Below are 18,448 nucleotides of genomic sequence, written 5' to 3'. Positions count from 1 at the left end.
ACAACGGTAACAATAAGCACTTTAAAACGGTTTTAAATAAAACTAGCGAGGGAAAACTCTAAATTAGCTTCAAATGGATAATTTATAAGTGAACTAAATTATAAAATAATTGGACAAAGTATTTATCGAGGTCAATACTAAAAGAGTACTTAGTAAATAATAATGATTATTAACACTGCGTATAGTCAACACAACTATATCCATTTTTATTAATTTAAAATCAAATACTTATAAAAAATTGCGACAACACAATTTAAATTAGACAACATACTTAATGCCTATGCATTTACTTTCTTTGGGCTTAAAAAGAGAATTATTTATGAAGCAGTTGGTTATAACCATATTAGGAAAAGATCGTCCCGGTTTAGTGGAAACTATTTCATCGGTTGTGTTAAAAAATAATGGTAACTGGCTTAGTAGTAACTTAAGTCATTTACTAGGTCATTTTGCAGGCATTATACAACTTGAGGTAGCAGAAGAGCATTTTCAAGCATTACAAATTGCATTAAGTACATTACCCAAATTAGACGTACGTATAGAAACAGGTAATACAGAAGTTGAGTCTTCGTCTCTTGAAAAAATTAATTTAGTCATAACAGGTAACGACCGTCCTGGTATTGTTCAAGAATTGGCAAGTGTAATACGCCATAAAGGCGCTAATATTACTCACTTAAATTCAAGACAACAAAGTGCACCTAATTGGGGAGTGCCTATTTTTAGCGCTGTTGCTACCGTTACTTTGCCAAATGGTATGGATAAAGACGAAGTTATTGAAGCATTGGAATCAATTACAAGTGATTTAATTGTAGATACGGAAGAAGTTTAACCTCCCTTTGTGCGTGTCATACAACTGACACGCATGTTATTTTAGTCTCATCAAAATGCTCTGCAGGTTATTTAACGCAGACATAAAATAAGCCGATGTAAACATCAGCTATTTTAAATAATCACCTTAAAGCTAATAAGAGCAAGATAGACTCAGTAACCCTGCTCTTTTGTAAAGCTACATATCCATATGACGATTAGTACTTTGCATCATTTGCTTTATACCTTGCTTTTCAAGCTCTAGTATTTGTTGAAGCTTTTCTTGCCCACTTTCGGTTTCGGCGCGTTCAAGTAAGTATTCATATAGCTCAATCACTTTTTGATGCTGCTGTGCTAAATAGCCTTGAATAACTTGCTCATCGAATTGCTGATCTTTACTAATATCTTCAAAGGTAATTAGTTCAGGATTTTTAGCAAAGTATTCATAACTGTACGTATCGAGCGTATTTATTTCGGTTATCGCTTTAAACCCGACTAAATCTTCAGCGAGTTTTTTTTCGTAATTTAGGTAATAGTCCACCAGCATTGCATTATGTTCATCGAGTAAATCCTTTACGCTATAGAAATTAGCCGCCATTTGCGTATGAAACAAAACGGTCCAATCGTATACCTCTTTAATTGTTTTAACTTGCATGTGCATTCCTTACTTAGTTGACTGTATAGGTAATACACTGCGTAAAGCGTGCCAATTAAAAAGCTATTTAAAAACAGTTGGTTAATTTAAATATGAGTAATAACTCGCTATTTAATAGAACAACTTACAAATTATAGGTAATTTTTATAGAGCAATGCGCGGGTAATAACGGCATTGCTCTATCGTTTTGTTATTATTTAAGTCCTTGTTTGCGCCACAGCAAGTAAACAGCAGGAATAACAAGTAAGGTGAGTACAATTGCACTGCCCATGCCGCCAACCATAGGGGCTGCTATTCGGCTCATTACTTCGCTTCCGGTGCCTGTACCATAAAGTACAGGTAATAAACCGATAATAATGGTCGCGACAGTCATCATAACCGGGCGTACTCGAAGTCCTGCACCTTCAATAATGGCTTGCTGTAATTGCACTAAGCTAAGCGGTTTTCCGGCTTGCTCTGCTTCGAGGCACTTTTCTTGATAGGCTTGGTTTAAATACACCAACATAATGACCCCTATTTCTACCGCAACACCGGCTAAGGCAATAAAGCCTACTCCTACTGCAACTGAAAAGTTAAAGCCCTCTAAATACATTAACCATATGCCACCAATCATCGCCAATGGCAATGTAGCAATAATGATAGAGACCTCAGCAAAGCTTCTAAAATTAAGGTAAAGCAATACAATAATTATTGCTAATGTAAGTGGTAATACATAAGTCAGTTTGTCTTTAGCACGTTGCATATATTCGTACTGCCCAGCCCACGTAATTGAGTAGCCAGCAGGTAGTATTAGGTCTTTATCGAGCACTTGCTGAGCGTGCTCAACGTAAGTACCTATATCAACGCCGTCTATATCAATAAAGCTCCAACCGTTTAAGCGCGCATTTTCGCTTTTTATACCTGGCGGTCCATCTTCAATAAATACATCAGCTACATCAGCAAGTGCTATACGCTGCCCAGTAGGCGTTACAATAGGTAACAACATTAGCTCTTCTGGCGAGTCTCTGTATGCTTGTGGATAACGTAAATTAACAGGATAGCGTTCTTGCCCTTCTACCGTTTGTGTTACGTTTGTACCACCTATTGCAGTAGATACAACTTGTTGTACGTCGCTAATGTTTAAACTATAACGCGCGGCTTTTTCTCTGTTGATATCTACTTTTATATAACGTCCACCTGCCACTCGCTCTGAGTAAACCGATGCGGTGCCTTGCACATCTTTTAAAAGCACTTCTATTTGTTGACCAATTTTTTGAATTTCACTCAACTTTGGTCCCGCAACTTTAATTCCCACAGGGGTTTTAATACCCGTTGCAAGCATATCAATACGCGTTTTAATTGGCATTACCCACGCATTCGTCAACCCAGGAAACTTAACCAAACCGTCGAGTTCTTTTTTAAGTTTTTCAAGAGTCATACCCTCGCGCCATTCGTCTTTTGGCTTTAGCTGAATAAACGTCTCTATCATTGTAAGAGGTGCAGGATCTGTTGCAGTTTCTGCTCGCCCTACTTTACCAAAAACCGTTTTAACCTCGGGTACTGTGGCAATTAACTTGTCGGTTTGCTGTAGTATTTCGCGCGCTTTACCTACCGATAAACCTGGATACGTTGTGGGCATATACATTAAATCGCCCTCATCGAGTGGCGGAATAAATTCACTGCCTATTTTGTTTACCGGGTAAAAGCCAATAACAGAAACAACCACCGCGAGTACCAATGTCATTTTTGGAAATTTAAGCACCCAGTTAAGTAGTGGGCGATACGCTGCAACAAGTAATCGGTTAACTGGATTTTTTTGCTCCGAAATGACTTTACCTCTAATAAAGTAGCCCATTAATACCGGCACTAAGGTAATCGCAAGCCCAGCAGACGCTGCCATAGCATAGGTTTTAGTGTAAGCCAGTGGCGCAAACATACGCCCTTCTTGCGCTTCTAAAATAAATACCGGCATAAAGCTGACGGTAATAATTAATAAACTAAAAAATAATGCAGGTCCTACTTCACTCGCCGATTTAGCCACAACTTCCCAGCGATTTTCGTTGGTAAGGGGCGTTTTTTCCATATGCTTATGCATATTTTCAATCATGACGATAGCGCCATCGGTCATTGCGCCTATGGCTATTGCAATCCCCCCTAAAGACATAATATTGGCGTTAATCCCCTGCCAATACATAATTATAAATGCCGTTAAAATTCCAAGCGGTAACGTAATAATCGCTACAAGTGATGAGCGCACATGAAATAAAAACACCACACACACTAAGGCAACTACAATAAGCTCTTCAATTAGCTTACTTGTTAGATTATCTACCGCGTTATTTATTAAGTTGGAACGATCGTACACAGGGACTATTTCAACGCCCTCTGGTAATCCCTTTTTAAGCGATTCTAACTTTGCTTTTACGAGTTCAATGGTTTTTTGTGCATTTTCGCCATAGCGCATAATAACAATGCCGCCGGTTACTTCACCTTCGCCATTTAGCTCTGCTACACCACGGCGCATTTGCGGTCCGACTCGAATATCAGCTACATCACGCAATTGCAGCGCAGTACCATTAGCGTTTACGCCAAGCGGAATAGCTTCCAAGTCGGCAACACTCTTAATGTAGCCGGTGCTTGTTACCATGTATTCAGCTTCAGCCATTTCAACTACTGAGGCACCCATCTCTTGGTTGCCTTGTTGAATAGCCGTTTGAATAAGGCTAAGCGGGATACCATAAGCACGTAATTTATCAGGCTCTACATTGACTTGGTATTGCTTAACCATGCCACCAACAGCAGCTACTTCAGAGACTCCAGGCACGGTTTGTAGCTCAAACTTTAAAAACCAATCTTGTAAACTTCGTAGCTGACTAATATCGTGTTTATTTGTTTTATCAACTAGTGCGTATAAGTAAATCCAACCTACGCCTGTTGCATCAGGGCCAAGCTCTGGCGTAGCGCTATCGGGCAATCGGTTTGCTGCTTGGCTTAGGTATTCTTGTACTCGGCTACGCGCCCAATACAAATCAGTTTTTTCATCAAAAATAACGTAAACGTACGAGTCACCAAAAAACGAAAAACCCCTTACAGTTTGTGCACCCGGCACAGAAAGCATTGCTGTGGTGAGCGGAAATGTAACTTGGTCTTGCACTACTTGCGGTGCTTGCCCCGGGTAAGTGGTTTTTATAATGACCTGAACATCAGATAAGTCAGGCAAGGCATCCACGGGAGTATTTTTTACCGCAAACAATCCTCCACCCAGTAAAATTAATGTAAGCAACAACACAAAAAAGCGATTGCTAACAGACCAGCGAATAATGGCAGTTATCATAATGGCTCCTAGTGAGAACTATGTTGCATAGGTTGCATAGGTTGCATAGGTTGCATAGTAGAATGATCAATCGGCTCTGCGTTTTGCGCTCTAGTAATTACAAATTCATCGTTAATAATGCTAAAAGTAAAATTAATATACTGGGCATTTTCAAACTGACTAATATCAATATCTGGCGCTAATACAAAGTCCATTGTGGCGGGTTCTCGATTCCATTTTTCAATGGCTTCTCGGCTAATATTAATAATGCGATTTTGTGTATCTATGGCATTAATAGTGCCGTTAACCGTGGCGTTTTGTGGCTGCATATCCATGTTCATATTTGAGTCTGAACCAGAATCCGAACTCATACCTGAGCTAATACTAGAGCTGATACCAGAGCCAGGCATTTCCATTCGTTTAAAGTCGGAGCTTTTACTCGATTCAGAGTCTATTAAAAATTGTGCCGAGGTCACTACCGTGTCACCTGTCATTACACCTGACAAAATGACCGCTTCATTACTATTAATTTGCCCAACGTCTACTTCTACCGATTTAAAACGACCCTCACCTAATGCAATAACCACACGGTTTTGATGCTGCGTGCGAATTACCGCTTCTTTAGGAACTGTAAATTGCGCCTTACTCGCTTTAGCGTGAATGCTCACTTGTGCAAACATATTTGGTTTTAACCGATGATCTGCATTTTCAAACCTAAGCCTTACACGCAGAGTCCGGTTTTTAGCATCAAGCGCGGGATAAATATAATCAACCTTACCTTCCCACTTTTGACCTTTTAAGTAATCAAGCGTCATCGTTACAGGTAAACCAACGCTCACTTGTTCTGATTGGCGCTCGAACACTTCCGCCTCTACCCAAATTTCATCAAGCTGGGCAATGCTCATCATTGATGTGCCTGGTTTAACGTAAAAGCCCTCTCGTACTGTTAGCTCATCTACCACACCACTTTGCTTTGCGTAAAAAGTAATATTTTGCATTACCTTTTTATTTTTTTGTAAACGTTCAATAAATCCATCAGACACATTTAACGACTCTAAACGTGCCTTTGCAGCGCGAATTAACACGGTATTATTACGATTAACCGCCAGTAAAAATTCTTCCTGTGCGTTCACCAATTGCGGTGAGTACAATGTATATAAAGGCTCACCGGCTTTAACTTCTGCGCCTTGTGCTTTAACGTATAAACTTTCAATCCAGCCTTCTACACGCGGATGAATATGAATAAGTTGGTCTTGGTTATACTGCACATAACCCACAGTATTTATATCGCTGTGAAGTGTTTTAAGCTCTACTTTGGCAGTTCTTACACCAAAGTTATTAACGACTGCAGGCGAAATAGTTACAGCACCAGGTCCATCCTGAGCGTTGCTATCGTTTTCATACACAGGGACTAAATCCATTCCCATTGGCGAAAGCCCTGGCGTTTCACGCCTGTAATTACTATCCATAGGCGCAACCCAGTATAAGGGTTGTTTGTCAGCATTTTGCTGTTCATTCATTGGCGAGTTACTAGGTAAAAGCTGCATTACTAAGCCCCCAATTAACCCAAAAGCGCCTGCGCCAACTAAGGCGGCAACAAGTAACTTTAAATTAGTATTCATTGTGTAATTCTCCAGTTTTCTCGCTCATTACTTGGGTGTCTAAGCTACTTGCATAATAATTAAGGCGGGCGGTAATAATATGTTGATCTACTTGAATATTAAGTGCGTCAATTTTGGCGTTTAGCTCACTAATACGCGCGCGCATCACGTCAGAAAAATCCCCGTCGTCGCGTGTATAAGCATTAAGTGTTGCCTGAGATTGCTCTGACATTTGCGGTAATAACGTATTTTGATAAAGCGCACCGCGTTTTTGCAAACGAGCGAGTTGGCTAAACTCCTTAAAGTACATGCCTTTGAGTTTTTGAAGCGCCACCAGCTTTTGTGTTTTAGTAGCTTCTGCACTAGCAATAGCCGATTTAACCTGTTGATCTTGTCTGTTATCGGTAAACAATGGCAAATCAATACTAAACCCTACCGAGAGTAAATCAGCTCGCGACTCACCCATCGGGGTATCATCTCGGTAACCATAACCCACATTAACGCCCATTTGAGGTTTGTAGCTTTGCTTAGCGAGCGCAACTTCAGTTTGCTTTGCTGTGACGGTTTTGTCTATCGCAATAATTGCGGGATGCGCCATAAGCAACTGTATTAATTTATTAAATTCAAGACTCGCAAAATCAACAAGCCCCGCAGTTTTAGTAAATTCTGTATCTAAAGGCTGCATAAGCATATTAATAGGTAACCACTGTGCTAAACGACCTTTAGCACTTTCAAACTGCTGCTCAAGCATAACCAGCTTATCTTCAAGGCGGGTGAGCTCTAATTGCGCACGAATAATATCTTGCTGACGTGTTTTACCTAAGGTACTTGCGTAGCTTGCTTCGGTAATTTCAATAAGCTGAGTAAATAGCCCTTTATCTTGCTCAATTAAAGCAATACTACGCTGAGCACGATACGCGTTTAACCACGACTCAATCACAATTGCTTTTACTTGTGCTAAGCGATCGGCGCGCTGCCAAGGGTATTGTTGAGCAGACTGTGCTAATGCTTTTTGTTTAAGCGCTAAACTATTCCCTCGGCTAAACTTTTGGCTCAAATCAACTTTAAACTGCGTCATCCCTTCTTGATCAAACGCATAACCGTTAGTAGGTAAGTTGAGTAAGCCAACCGTTAGAACAGGATCGGGTAAGGTGCCTGCGGCAATGCTTTGCGCTATTGCGGCATCTTCTTGGTAGCCACTCGCTTTTAGCCATGGCTCATGCGTTAGCGCATAATTAAGCGCTTGCGTTAAGCTAAGCGTTTGCTCATTACTAGATTGCTTTAGTATTTCGGTATTTAGGTTATTTGAATTGTTTTGCGCATTAACAGCGGTGCTAAATAACACAACACTACATAATACGACTTTAATACTTACAGCGTGGTTCATCACCTGCTCCATCTAAAAATAAAAGAAAATCTTAAATTAGGAAGCAAAAAAGGTGTTTAGGAGTTTTACAAAAACCTTTTATATCAATTGCATTGAATTAATGATCTATTATTGCGGTAGGGGAAATAGCTCTATAACAAGGAAAAAATTACGCAGTATAGTTGCTTTATATAAGTAATTTTTAACGCAGTTAGAGAGTTATTTAACTCGCTAGAATGAGCATGTTTTCAATAAAATTGATATTACACCTATCCTGCTATTAAGCAGACATAGGAGGGCGATAGAGTGAACGAGGTATATTAATTTGTGTAGTAAATACACGTACATTTACTTTTTCAGATTCAAGTAAAGTAACGCTAAATAAAGTATCAACATTAAGCATTGAGTTAGCAGCGCAGCCACTCATAGGGCATTTACAATCATTTTGTGGCGTACTTTCGTCGTCGCAACAATCCATCTGCATCATATTATCAGACATGCTAGCAACAGCTGTTGCATCACTACTTTGTGCCATTGGCATTTGGGCATGCATTGCTGTTTTAGTTAGCATATGTGGCATTTCGCATACCATAGCTACAGACGCAACTGCCTGACCCACAAAAGTGAGTAGCAAAGTTATCATGAGTAAACTAGAGTAAAAACGTTGCAACATTATGCCTTTTAATAAACTTTAAAATGATTGTAAGGTAACCTAACGGCAACCACAAATACTTTAATTATATAGACTGCGGTTTAGCAGGTGTTTTAATTAAGTTACTCGCGATAATTGCAAATATACAATATGCGCTAAAATACCAAAACCCTTCACCAAATTGTGCATTCATAACAAGTAGCTCGCCACTTTTACCATGGGCGTTACCTGCTAGATAAGTCACTATTAATGCAATAACAAATACATCAACCATGCTCCACTTACTTAACGCACAAATAACCAGACCGAGCTTTTGCTTAAACCTATTCAAAGGTAGGCAACAATAAAGCAATTGTAATAGCAGCTTCAAGCTTGGAATAACAATAGAAAACAACCCCACTAAAGCGGCTACAAATAAATTATTATTGCTAGCAAGCTCTTTAACTGTGCCTAAAATACTTTGTGTTTTGTTATAGGCGCTAATCTCGCCTTCTAGCTTATCAAGCCCTAGCATGTTCGAGAACATCATTAGCATGCTGCGAGTTCGACCATCGCCCTCTTCAGCCAGCATTTCAATACCCGCTTGCGCTAGTTTTGATTTATCTATGTTGCCCTCTATTGTTAATACCGGTTTTGTAATACCAGGAAACAATAAACCAAGCGCGATTATAATACTTAAAACAGATAACCAATTACGCATACTTAATCACCAGCCACAACTTCAATAACATCATCACTATAAAGCATCGATTCTAAAACAAAGCTATAAACTTTCTCAATAGAGATTTGCGGGTTTACCTGTTTAAGTTTATAACTTGCAATTACCCAGTCTTTTTCTTGTATTGCTTTAGCAAGTAACAAACAATCACCGAGCACACCAGTGTGAGCTAATAATGCATTGTTTATAGCAACATCAAGTGCAAACTCTTTTACAATAACGCTTAATTCTATATCTAAAATAGCATCAAGCATCGAAAACAAGCCCACCAAATAACCTTGCTGCGCCAACTCAACATTTTGCTCGCTTAAAATTAGCTCCATTAATCTTGCACGAATAAGAGCATACTTAGTAAGCTCTGTTGGCTTATCAATTCCCAAATCACTTAATGCTAAAACTCGTACAAACTGACGTATTGTATCCTCACCCAAATAAACAACAGCTTGAGAAATAGATGTTATTACTAAATTACTATTACCAGAGCGTGCATTCGCCAGTTTTAAAATACGTGCTGTAATACCTATATCTCGAGCTACTCGTTGGTGTATTTCTTCAAAACATAAAGAGTCTTTAGAAGTGCATTTTAGTAAATCAAATACTGTAACTTTAGAGGGATCAACGCTGTTATACGTTAGCATCTCAGGGCGTGAAAAAAAGAACCCTTGAAAGTAATCACATCCGGCGCCTTTGAGCGTCAAAAATTGCTCATGGGTTTCTATACGCTCAACAATCACCTTACATTTAGGGTAATTACGTTTGAGTTTTTTAACACGCATATTTGTTTTGATGATGGCTTCATCAACTTCTATTTTTATATAATCAACTAACGCTAATAATGGCTCCCACTTAATATCGCCATCGTAATCATCTAATGCAAAAATATAACCTTCTTTTTTTAATGCCTGCACACGCCTTGCAATAGCCGTTATATTAACTACACGCTCTACGATTTCAATAACCGCAGTTTCTGGTTTTAATAATTTAGGGAAGTCATCTAGCAGTGCATCAGTTGATAAATTAATAAATGCTCGATGGTTAGCGGTTAATTTTTCAATTCCAACTAACATTAGTGTATTAAAAAATAAGCGACTCGTTGCCTTTTCGTCGCTCATGCCAACCGGAAACGCATTATTTGATGAATCTCTATATAGCAACTCATATGCAAAAACGCCTTTAGCAGCATCAAAAATAGGCTGCCTAGCTACATATTGTGTAATAACCGGTTGTTCAGGCAATTTTTTTGAGGGTTTCAATATATATAACCTTTATAAGACGCTTTAATGTTCACCATTAATCCTAACACTTTAATATAAGCTGCATAGAATATACATAGTATAAATATACTATTCGTTACAAAAAAACTATAATACTTAACACTAAAGTTATAGTTTCACTAAATTTAAACCTATTAAGGAAAGCATTTGATTAACTTAAAAGGGCTATTAATAGCCTGCTTGTTATTATTCTCTTTTCCTATATTAGCTGAATTAAATAACCCAGCTTTAAAATATAATATTACTTCATCAGGGAACTACTACCCTTATTATACAAATAACCCTGTAGAGCCTGGTGTACTGCCAGAAATTATCGAAAAAATACTTAGTGATGCAGATATATCAGCATCGCACGTAAACCTACCAACAAAACGAATTACAAAATACCTTCAAGATGAAGTAATCGATTTTGATGTAATTACACTTAAATGGTTACCCGAAAGTGAGCGAAACAACCCTCAATATATTTTTTCTGAGCCATTAGTTAATGCAACAGAAATGGTTGTAAGTCTGTCTGAAAACATTAATAACTGGCAAAGCGCTAATAGTTTATATAATAAAAACGTAGGCACTGTTTTAGGTTACTACTATCACAACGATAATTTATTTAATCGCATAGATTTTCCTTCTGAAAAAGAACTTATGATTGCACTTGCTCGCAAACGAGTCGATGTAGCAATTATTGGAAAACTACCCGCTTTACATTGGTCTAAACAATTAAATGTTGATATTGCTTTTGGTCCGCAGTATTCACATGGCTTATTAAAAATACGCTTATTGAGCAAACATAAAGCTTTATTGCCAGCAATTAACAAAGCTATTAAAAACCTCCATAGCAGCGGCTTCATTCAGCAAGTTGCCGATAAATATATGGCAAATATACCCACACAAAATTAAGGGACTAATGGCACAAAGCCACTATGATGGGGTATAATAGCAACAAATGTTAACTCGACCAGAACGAGAAAGAACCTCCATGAGTATTGAAAAAGCCTTAATTGAACGCAGTAGTAGTCAATGTGAATTATGTGCAGCAACCGAAAACCTTTCAGTTTACGAAGTACCACCTGTAACCGAAACCCACTCAGACAAATGTATTTACACATGCCAAACATGTAAAGATCAAATCGAAAACAGTAGTGAGCTAACACCAACACATTGGCATTGTTTAAACGACAGCATGTGGAGTCAAACTCCTGCCGTACAAGTTGTAGCTTACAGAATGCTTTCGCGTTTAGCGCCGGATAATGGCTGGGCACAAGACGCTCTAGACATGATTTACCTTGAAGAAGACACGCTAGCTTGGGCTAAAAAAGCACTTGCAGAAGATGACGACGTAAAGCACGTTGATAGCAATGGTGTAGTACTTCAAGCTGGCGATACAGTTACCCTTATTAAAGACTTAGATGTTAAAGGCAGCAGCCTTACCGCTAAACGTGGTACCGCAGTACGTAATATTGGCTTAACAAGTAACCCTGAACACATCGAAGGGCGAGTTGATGGTCAACGTATTGTAATTTTGACTAAATACGTTAAAAAATAAGACCGAGTAATTAATTTTATTAAGGACGCATTTGCGTCCTTTTTTATTTTAAACAACCAATTAAGCAATGATTAAGTCACTTATTAATACAATTACTTTAATTTGTTTAAGTAATACTTTTAATTAGGGATAATTATGCCAAAGCGCAAACCTGCACATACAACTATAAAATCATTTGTTGGTTTTAGTTTGCTAGCCTGTGGTACTTTTATACTTGCTGGTTGCGACCAACAAACTCCATCATCAAGCACGGAGCAAGTAAAAAAAACGACAATCTTAACCACACAAGTTAGTTACTCCGATCGCTCAATGCTACGCCCAGGCTCACAACTTATAGTTACCCTTTCTGATGTATCAAAAATGGATGTAAGAGTTGATATTATTAGCCAACAAATACTCGATATAACCAAGACGCCACCTTACACTGTTGACCTTATATACGATGCAAGTAAAATTAACTCTAAACATCGTTATAGCTTAAGTGCCCGTATTATTAATAAAGATCGCGTGTTGTATACGAGTGCTGCCCATTACAACCCCTTTACTGAGTCAAAATCTACTAACCCGTATAAAATAGAATTATCAAAAGCCTCAACTAATAAGCCAAATGTTGATTTAGTAAATACTTACTGGAAAGCTAAAACGTTAAATGCAGAGCTGGTTAACGTTATTACTAAAGAACCATTTATTCAGTTTGATAAAAACAACAAGGTACATGGCTTTTTAGGGTGTAACAACTTTACTGCAAGCTACCAATTAGATAAGCAAACCATTGCTTTTAATCAACTCGGAAGTACAAAAAAAATGTGCAGCGAAGCTATGGACCAAGAAGCTGCATTATCTAAAGCATTAAACAAAAGCGCCCAGTGGCAAGTCACCGGTGAAACACTCACTCTAAATAACAGTGACGGGAAGCGTTTAGCTACTTTTGGCGCTGTATATTTTTAATTAATAAAAAAAAGCCCAGCGTATGCTGGGCGTATATCAGTAACTTAAATATTAACGGATTACTCGTCTACCAATTGCTCACTGCGATAAAAGCCACTTGGCTTACTTAATAAAGTCATAAGCTCTGGTAACACTTCATCCATAGTATGCTTTAATTTCCACGGCGGGTTTATCACAATCATGCCTGATGCAGTCATACCGTGCACATCAGTATCATCCTCAGTACCTAATTCAAATAACTGAATGTTGCGCATACCTGAATCAATTAAACCCTGCTCCATATTTTCAATGCGCTCTCTATCTACAACTGGATACCAAATCATATAAGTACCTGTAGAAAAACGCTGGTAAGCTTTAACTAAGGTTTTTACAACTGTTTCGTAGTCATCTTTAATTTCGTATGGTGGGTCGATTAACACACATGCCCTGCGAGATGCTGGTGGCAACAAGCCAACTAAACCTGCAAAACCATCTTCTCCACGCACACGAATAGAGCGCTTACCTTGCATGTTTTCTTCAAGTAACAATAGATCGCGAGGGTGAAGCTCAAAAAACCAACCTTTATCTTGGCGGCGCAAAAAGTGCTCTGCTATTTTTGGAGAACCTGGATAAAACGCAAGTTCATCAGTGTCGTTAAATGATTTAATTAGATCAATATATTCATTAAGCGCAGCGTGCTCACTTTTATGCTGCCAGAGCTTTTCAATACCATCTTGATACTCTTGTGTTTTTTGCGCATCAGCGGCTGCTAATTCAAAAAAACCCGCACCCGAATGCGTATCTATATAATCAAGCGGTTTATCTTTAATTGTTTGATAGCCTAGCACCTGTGCTAACACTAAATGTTTAAGTACATCGGCAGGGTTACCTGCATGAAATGAGTGTCTATAACTAAGCATTATTTATTTTCGCCATACGCAATTTAATATCGTAAGTGAACCATAAGCACTGTGCTTTGGCAACTTACACCATTATATGAGAGTGTTTAAGTGAACCATTTCTGAATGAAAAAGCCCATATGATGAATTATCCCTTAACGCAGAAGAAAAATCAGCTAAAACCACCGTAAATGCTGGCAAATCAACACACTTTGCTTTACATTTGCATGACATTAATTACAGTTATATGAGCGCATTTATGAATAACAACACTCTTCAACAACTCGAACAACTGATCGATTCACTAATTGATCGTAATAATCAATTACAAACTGATGTTTCTAGCTTAAAAGAGCAAAATAGTAAGTTAGTAGACGAAAACGAGCTACTACAACTAGAAGCTCTTGAAAACGAAGAAAAACAAAAAGATGCCAGCACTACTTTATCTGGCCTTCTTGATAAGCTACAAAGCGCACAACAGGCTAGCTAATGTCTGAGCTGCAAAACCAGCGGGTCACTGTTGAGTTGCTAGGTAAAGAGCAGCAATTTGCTTGCCCTGAAGGACAAGAAGAAGCGTTAATAGCAGCAGCTAAAAATCTAAATGACTTAGTTGAACAAATGAAACAGCGTTCATCCGTTAGAAACGATCAAAAAGCTCTGCTTATGGCTGCGCTTAACTTAAGCCACGAATTGCTAGAAGCAAAAACGCTGGCAACCCTTGATCAGCAACATCAAGACCAACTCGTTGACAAACTCAGTCAATATTTGGCAAGTGACCCCAAACATAAAAAATAAAAAGCGCAAATTGCGCTTTTTGTTTATTATTAAAGTAACTAAACGCCAGCGTCGAGATACTAAATGCAGTTATCACTTTCTTCTATAATCACCTCATGTAAACACTTACTTCTCTTGTGTTCATTATCTGCTTTAGCTACACAAGCAAATGCAGCGGTTAGCTGGGAGACAATAAACCCCAACATACAATTTTTAAAACAAGAAAATAAACTACGCTTTTACGACTCAAATCAACTTCTTATTGAAGGCGATGAATGTGCATTACTTGTTGATGCCAGCGGAAACTTCGCTGCGGTTGAGAAATTAGCCAATGATTTAAAAAAACGCCTTAAAACGCCTTTATGCTATTTAGTTGCTACGCATTATCATGACGATCATTTGCTTGGTATGGCGGTTATGCAGCACTTTTATCCAGACGCTAAACTGATTGTTCATCAGCAAGTAGACAAAAATTTTAGTGTGTATCAAAAAGCATTTAGCGACCAGCTCGATAGCTACGAAAAAAGTATTGAACTGAGCTATCAACGCTTGGCAAATATTCCAAAAGAAGAGCAACCTCAGTGGCGAGCAAAGTTAGATTTAGCCAAAAAACGACTTTTTCGCTGGCAAGAATACCAATTAAATACACCGCAAATAACTATAAATAAAAGCAGAACTCTTAATTTAGGTGGATTTGAAATAACACTTGAACCCCATAAAGCACATACCAATGGTGATTTAACTATTAGCACTAATAATGGCAGTATTTTAATTGGTGGTGATAGCGTTGATTGGCTTCCCTACCCTGGACATGGTGAGCTTGAAAGTTGGCAAGCACTTCTTAAGCAATACATTAATGATGATAAACTTACTTTAATTATACCTGGTCACGGCGGGACACTTAATAAATCTCAGCTCAAGCAACCCTTATCGTTTTTAACAGCAATGACTGAGCACGTTAAAAACAATAAAGAGCAGACTATAGAGCAACTTATGTTGTCTTTTCCTGAGGAAGTAATGAAGCCTTATAGAGAAGAATCTCTTAGCGCTAAATCAAGTAATTTATTTTTACAATCAGGGCTAGCTCGCGCTAAAAGTACGCAGTAACTCAACACAACGGATTGTGTTAAAATAATAAAAGGAATTTATAAAAGTGATCACTATGCGCTGTTTGATCTTATGTTTTTTGGGTGTTTTTTTATTTGGTTGCGAAACCACAGAACCAGAGTTACGAGAAGCTCCACAAATATTTACTCATTTTGAGCCTAGCTACGAGTATCAAAATGAGCCAGTACCACAGACAGAGCAACCAACTACCGTTAGTAAGAAAATAACACCACCACTTAAAAGAACGGTTATTAAAAAGCGCCCACCGAGAACAACTGATTTATGGGTGCACATTGCTAATAACTTACATTTTACGGTGTATCAAAATCGTGCTTTAAAAAGTCGTATTAACTGGTATTTAAAACAACCCAACTATTTACCTACAGTTAGTAAGCGCGCTGCTCCTTACCTGTATCATATTGTAAAAAAAATAGAGCAAAAGCAGTTACCTATGGAACTTGCACTATTGCCATTTGTTGAAAGTGATTTTAGACCAACAATTGCATCATCACAGCAAGCCGTTGGTGTTTGGCAATTAGTTGGAGCAACCGCACACCACTTTGGTGTTAAATCGGATCAGTGGTATGACGGTCGTCAAGATGTACTTGCCTCTACCGATGCTGCGCTTAATTATTTAAGCTATTTACATGAGCGTTTTGATGGTAACTGGCTGCATGCTCTTGCGGCTTATAACAGTGGTGAAGGACGTGTTAAACGCGCAATAGACAAAAATAAAAAACGCGGTAAAAGCACCGATTATTGGTCATTAGATTTACCTAAAGAAACTGCCGACTATGTACCTAAATTACTTGCCCTTAGTTATTTAGTAAAACATCCGCAAAAAGGAATTAACCGTCCACGATTAGCCTATAAACCACTTACAACGACTATGAATGTGGGACAGCAATTTGATTTTTCGGTAATCGCTAAACTCTCCGGTGTTGGTTCAAAACAATTACACTCACTCAATCAAGGCTATCTAAAAAATCAGAGTTCTCCTAATGGTCCGCATACATTACTACTTCCTATTGGGCAAGAAACGCTACTAAAAAGTCAGTTTTTTAGATCTAACTTTGCTGGCGAATACATAGTAAAACAAGACGATACCCTTTATGGTATTGCTAGACATTTTGATATGTCAGTAACCGCATTACAGCATTTAAACAATAAGCAAACGAGCCAAATTAGCGTTGGTGAAAAGTTATTAGTAGGACAACCCAAAACACTCCCAAAATCATTAACGGTTGATTATAAAATAAGCCCCTATCTAGAGTATCAAGAAGTGGCTATTCCAACTCTCGAGATTGATTATGAAGTAAAGCAGGGAGACACTCTTTGGAGCATTGGTCAACTTTACGATGTACCTCATAGTGATTTAGCTAAGTGGAATAAACTTTCTGCATCAAGCGTGTTAACGCCTGGCACCTCATTAATATTGTTTATCCCTCAAGCAGAAAAACCAAAAGTAGCACCAATAGAAAAAGATTTACTGTTAGATCTACAAAAAACGTTAAATCAACCACGTTAAGTTTATAAACGAATATATTTCGCGTAAAATTACGCCCTAACATAGTCAAATTTAAAGAGACAAGCATGCAAATTAGTAAAAATTCAGCAGTTGAATTTCATTACACCCTTAGCGAAGCCGGTGAGCAAGTAGAAACAAGTACAAGCGAAGCGCCACTTACTTACATTCATGGCAGTGACGGTATGCTTCCTGGTTTAGAAAAAGCACTTGAAGGCAAAGAAGCTGGCGAAAAATTTAGTGTAACCCTAGAGCCAAGTGAATCGTACGGCGAACGTGTTGATGACTTGATTCAACGTATCCCACTAAAGCACTTACAAGGCGACGTTAAAGTATGGAAACCAGGTATGACAGCAATGGTTAGCTCTAACCAAGGTCGTCATCAGGTAACTATTGTTAAGGTTGGTCGTTTTAATGCTGATTGCGATTTAAACCACCCATTTGCTGGTAAAACGCTAACGTTTGATGTTGAAGTTGTATCAGTACGTGAAGCAACAAGTGAAGAAGTTTCTCACGGACACGTGCACGCTGCAGGCGGCTGTGGTCACTCTCACTAGTTAGCAATAAAGGAAGTAAGTATGTCTAAAGTTGCAATAGTTACAGGTGGTACAAAAGGTATTGGTTTAGCTGTAGTAAAGCGCTTGCTAAGTAATGGCTATAAAGTACATAACCTTGATATAGAGCCAAGCGAAACTGGTACATTTCATCAGTGTGACGTAAGTGATGTATCAGCGGTACAAAGCTGTATCAATGCAATCTGTGAACAAAACCAACGTATTGATGTACTTGTTTCTAATGCTGGAAAACATTTAAGCGCAAATATAGAAAGCACCGATGAGCAAACTCTCGATGCGCTTTTTGCGCTTAATGTTAAAGGCGCTTATGCGGCAGTACAAAGCGTATTGCCCAGCATGAAAGCGCAAAATGGCGGCACTATTATATTAGTCGCATCCGATCAGGCAATTATAGGTAAGCAAAACTCTTTTGCATATAACCTAACAAAGCATGCCCTTGCCTCAATGGCTAAAACAACGGCGCTTGATTACGCGAGCTTTAATATTAGAGCAAATGCGGTATGCCCTGGCACAATAGAAACCCCGTTGTTTCATAACGCAATAGATGCATACTGCGCAAAAAGTGGCGCAAACAAAGCTGAAATAGTTGCTGAGGAAGCAAGCCTGCAACCACTTAACAGATTAGGTCAAGCTGATGAAGTTGCGGCCCTTGTGAGCTTTTTAGTAAGCGACGACGCCAGCTTTATTACCGGCAGTCTGCAAAGTATTGACGGTGGCTACACAGCCCAATGAGTAC

At 38.6% G+C, this 18,448-nt stretch carries 18 protein-coding genes; 10 read left to right on the top strand and 8 right to left on the bottom strand.

Going from position 1 to position 18,448, the window contains the following annotated elements; all coding sequences use genetic code 11:
• Positions 1-319: 319 nt before the first annotated feature.
• The gene (locus I6F65_RS04445; RefSeq protein WP_024610469.1) at positions 320-826 is read left to right on the top strand and encodes a glycine cleavage system protein R; all 507 of its coding nucleotides are present in this window, start codon (positions 320-322) and stop codon (positions 824-826) included.
• Positions 827-1,003: 177 nt separating this feature from the next.
• Here the strand turns inward: I6F65_RS04445 and I6F65_RS04440 are convergent, their stop codons facing one another.
• From I6F65_RS04440 to I6F65_RS04410, 7 genes are all read right to left on the bottom strand, one after another.
• A complete protein-coding gene (locus I6F65_RS04440; RefSeq protein WP_024610468.1) occupies positions 1,004-1,459 on the bottom strand; it encodes a hypothetical protein in 456 nt (151 codons plus the stop codon).
• Between the two features lie 193 nt (positions 1,460-1,652).
• Positions 1,653-4,772: an efflux RND transporter permease subunit gene (locus I6F65_RS04435; protein WP_024610467.1), complete on the bottom strand. Its 3,120-nt coding sequence runs from the start codon at positions 4,770-4,772 to the stop codon at positions 1,653-1,655.
• 8 nt (positions 4,773-4,780) lie between these two features.
• Positions 4,781-6,373: an efflux RND transporter periplasmic adaptor subunit gene (locus I6F65_RS04430; RefSeq protein WP_197111710.1), complete on the bottom strand. Its 1,593-nt coding sequence runs from the start codon at positions 6,371-6,373 to the stop codon at positions 4,781-4,783.
• Positions 6,363-7,739, bottom strand: a complete 1,377-nt coding sequence (locus I6F65_RS04425) for a TolC family protein (protein ID WP_197111708.1) — start codon at positions 7,737-7,739, stop codon at positions 6,363-6,365. Before I6F65_RS04425 ends, I6F65_RS04430 begins: the two co-directional genes overlap by 11 nt.
• Positions 7,740-7,998: 259 nt before the next feature.
• Positions 7,999-8,361 (bottom strand): hypothetical protein, encoded by a 363-nt coding sequence (locus I6F65_RS04420; RefSeq protein ID WP_331461414.1) that lies wholly within the window; start codon positions 8,359-8,361, stop codon positions 7,999-8,001.
• A 94-nt stretch (positions 8,362-8,455) separates the two neighbouring features.
• The gene (locus tag I6F65_RS04415) at positions 8,456-9,070 is read right to left on the bottom strand and encodes a paraquat-inducible protein A (RefSeq protein ID WP_166108779.1); all 615 of its coding nucleotides are present in this window, start codon (positions 9,068-9,070) and stop codon (positions 8,456-8,458) included.
• A 2-nt stretch (positions 9,071-9,072) separates the two neighbouring features.
• The gene (locus I6F65_RS04410; protein WP_024610462.1) at positions 9,073-10,341 is read right to left on the bottom strand and encodes an EAL and HDOD domain-containing protein; all 1,269 of its coding nucleotides are present in this window, start codon (positions 10,339-10,341) and stop codon (positions 9,073-9,075) included.
• 168 nt (positions 10,342-10,509) lie between these two features.
• Between I6F65_RS04410 and I6F65_RS04405 the strand changes: the two genes are divergently transcribed.
• From I6F65_RS04405 to I6F65_RS04395, 3 genes are all read left to right on the top strand, one after another.
• Positions 10,510-11,259: an ABC transporter substrate-binding protein gene (locus I6F65_RS04405; protein WP_024610461.1), complete on the top strand. Its 750-nt coding sequence runs from the start codon at positions 10,510-10,512 to the stop codon at positions 11,257-11,259.
• A 79-nt stretch (positions 11,260-11,338) separates the two neighbouring features.
• A complete protein-coding gene (locus tag I6F65_RS04400; RefSeq protein WP_166108777.1) occupies positions 11,339-11,905 on the top strand; it encodes an alkylphosphonate utilization protein in 567 nt (188 codons plus the stop codon).
• A 135-nt stretch (positions 11,906-12,040) separates the two neighbouring features.
• Complete coding sequence (locus tag I6F65_RS04395; protein WP_166108776.1) at positions 12,041-12,853, top strand: META domain-containing protein; 813 nt, start codon at positions 12,041-12,043, stop codon at positions 12,851-12,853.
• Between the two features lie 59 nt (positions 12,854-12,912).
• Here the strand turns inward: I6F65_RS04395 and I6F65_RS04390 are convergent, their stop codons facing one another.
• Entirely contained in the window at positions 12,913-13,752 is an 840-nt protein-coding gene (locus tag I6F65_RS04390; protein ID WP_024610459.1) for a 23S rRNA (adenine(2030)-N(6))-methyltransferase RlmJ, read from the bottom strand.
• Between the two features lie 238 nt (positions 13,753-13,990).
• Between I6F65_RS04390 and zapB the strand changes: the two genes are divergently transcribed.
• From zapB to I6F65_RS04360, 6 genes are all read left to right on the top strand, one after another.
• Positions 13,991-14,221: a cell division protein ZapB gene (gene zapB / locus I6F65_RS04385; protein WP_024610458.1), complete on the top strand. Its 231-nt coding sequence runs from the start codon at positions 13,991-13,993 to the stop codon at positions 14,219-14,221.
• On the top strand, positions 14,221-14,526 hold the full coding sequence (locus I6F65_RS04380) for a cell division protein ZapA (RefSeq protein WP_024610457.1): 306 nt from the start codon (positions 14,221-14,223) through the stop codon (positions 14,524-14,526). The genes zapB and I6F65_RS04380 overlap by 1 nt, the downstream gene beginning before the upstream one ends.
• 63 nt (positions 14,527-14,589) lie before the next feature.
• Positions 14,590-15,612, top strand: coding sequence for an MBL fold metallo-hydrolase (locus tag I6F65_RS04375; RefSeq protein WP_197111706.1), 1,023 nt, complete (start codon positions 14,590-14,592; stop codon positions 15,610-15,612).
• 55 nt (positions 15,613-15,667) lie between these two features.
• Positions 15,668-17,140: a LysM peptidoglycan-binding domain-containing protein gene (locus tag I6F65_RS04370; RefSeq protein WP_024610455.1), complete on the top strand. Its 1,473-nt coding sequence runs from the start codon at positions 15,668-15,670 to the stop codon at positions 17,138-17,140.
• A gap of 65 nt (positions 17,141-17,205) precedes the next feature.
• Positions 17,206-17,694: a peptidylprolyl isomerase gene (locus tag I6F65_RS04365; protein WP_024610454.1), complete on the top strand. Its 489-nt coding sequence runs from the start codon at positions 17,206-17,208 to the stop codon at positions 17,692-17,694.
• Positions 17,695-17,715: 21 nt separating this feature from the next.
• Complete coding sequence (locus I6F65_RS04360) at positions 17,716-18,444, top strand: SDR family NAD(P)-dependent oxidoreductase (protein WP_166108772.1); 729 nt, start codon at positions 17,716-17,718, stop codon at positions 18,442-18,444.
• The last annotated feature ends 4 nt before the right edge of the window (positions 18,445-18,448 follow it).

The organism is Pseudoalteromonas sp. SWXJZ94C (assembly GCF_015864385.1).
In the GTDB taxonomy this organism is placed as follows: domain Bacteria; phylum Pseudomonadota; class Gammaproteobacteria; order Enterobacterales; family Alteromonadaceae; genus Pseudoalteromonas.
The sequence above is the reverse complement of the archived record's forward strand: the minus strand, read 5'-3'. Positions and strand labels throughout refer to the sequence as shown.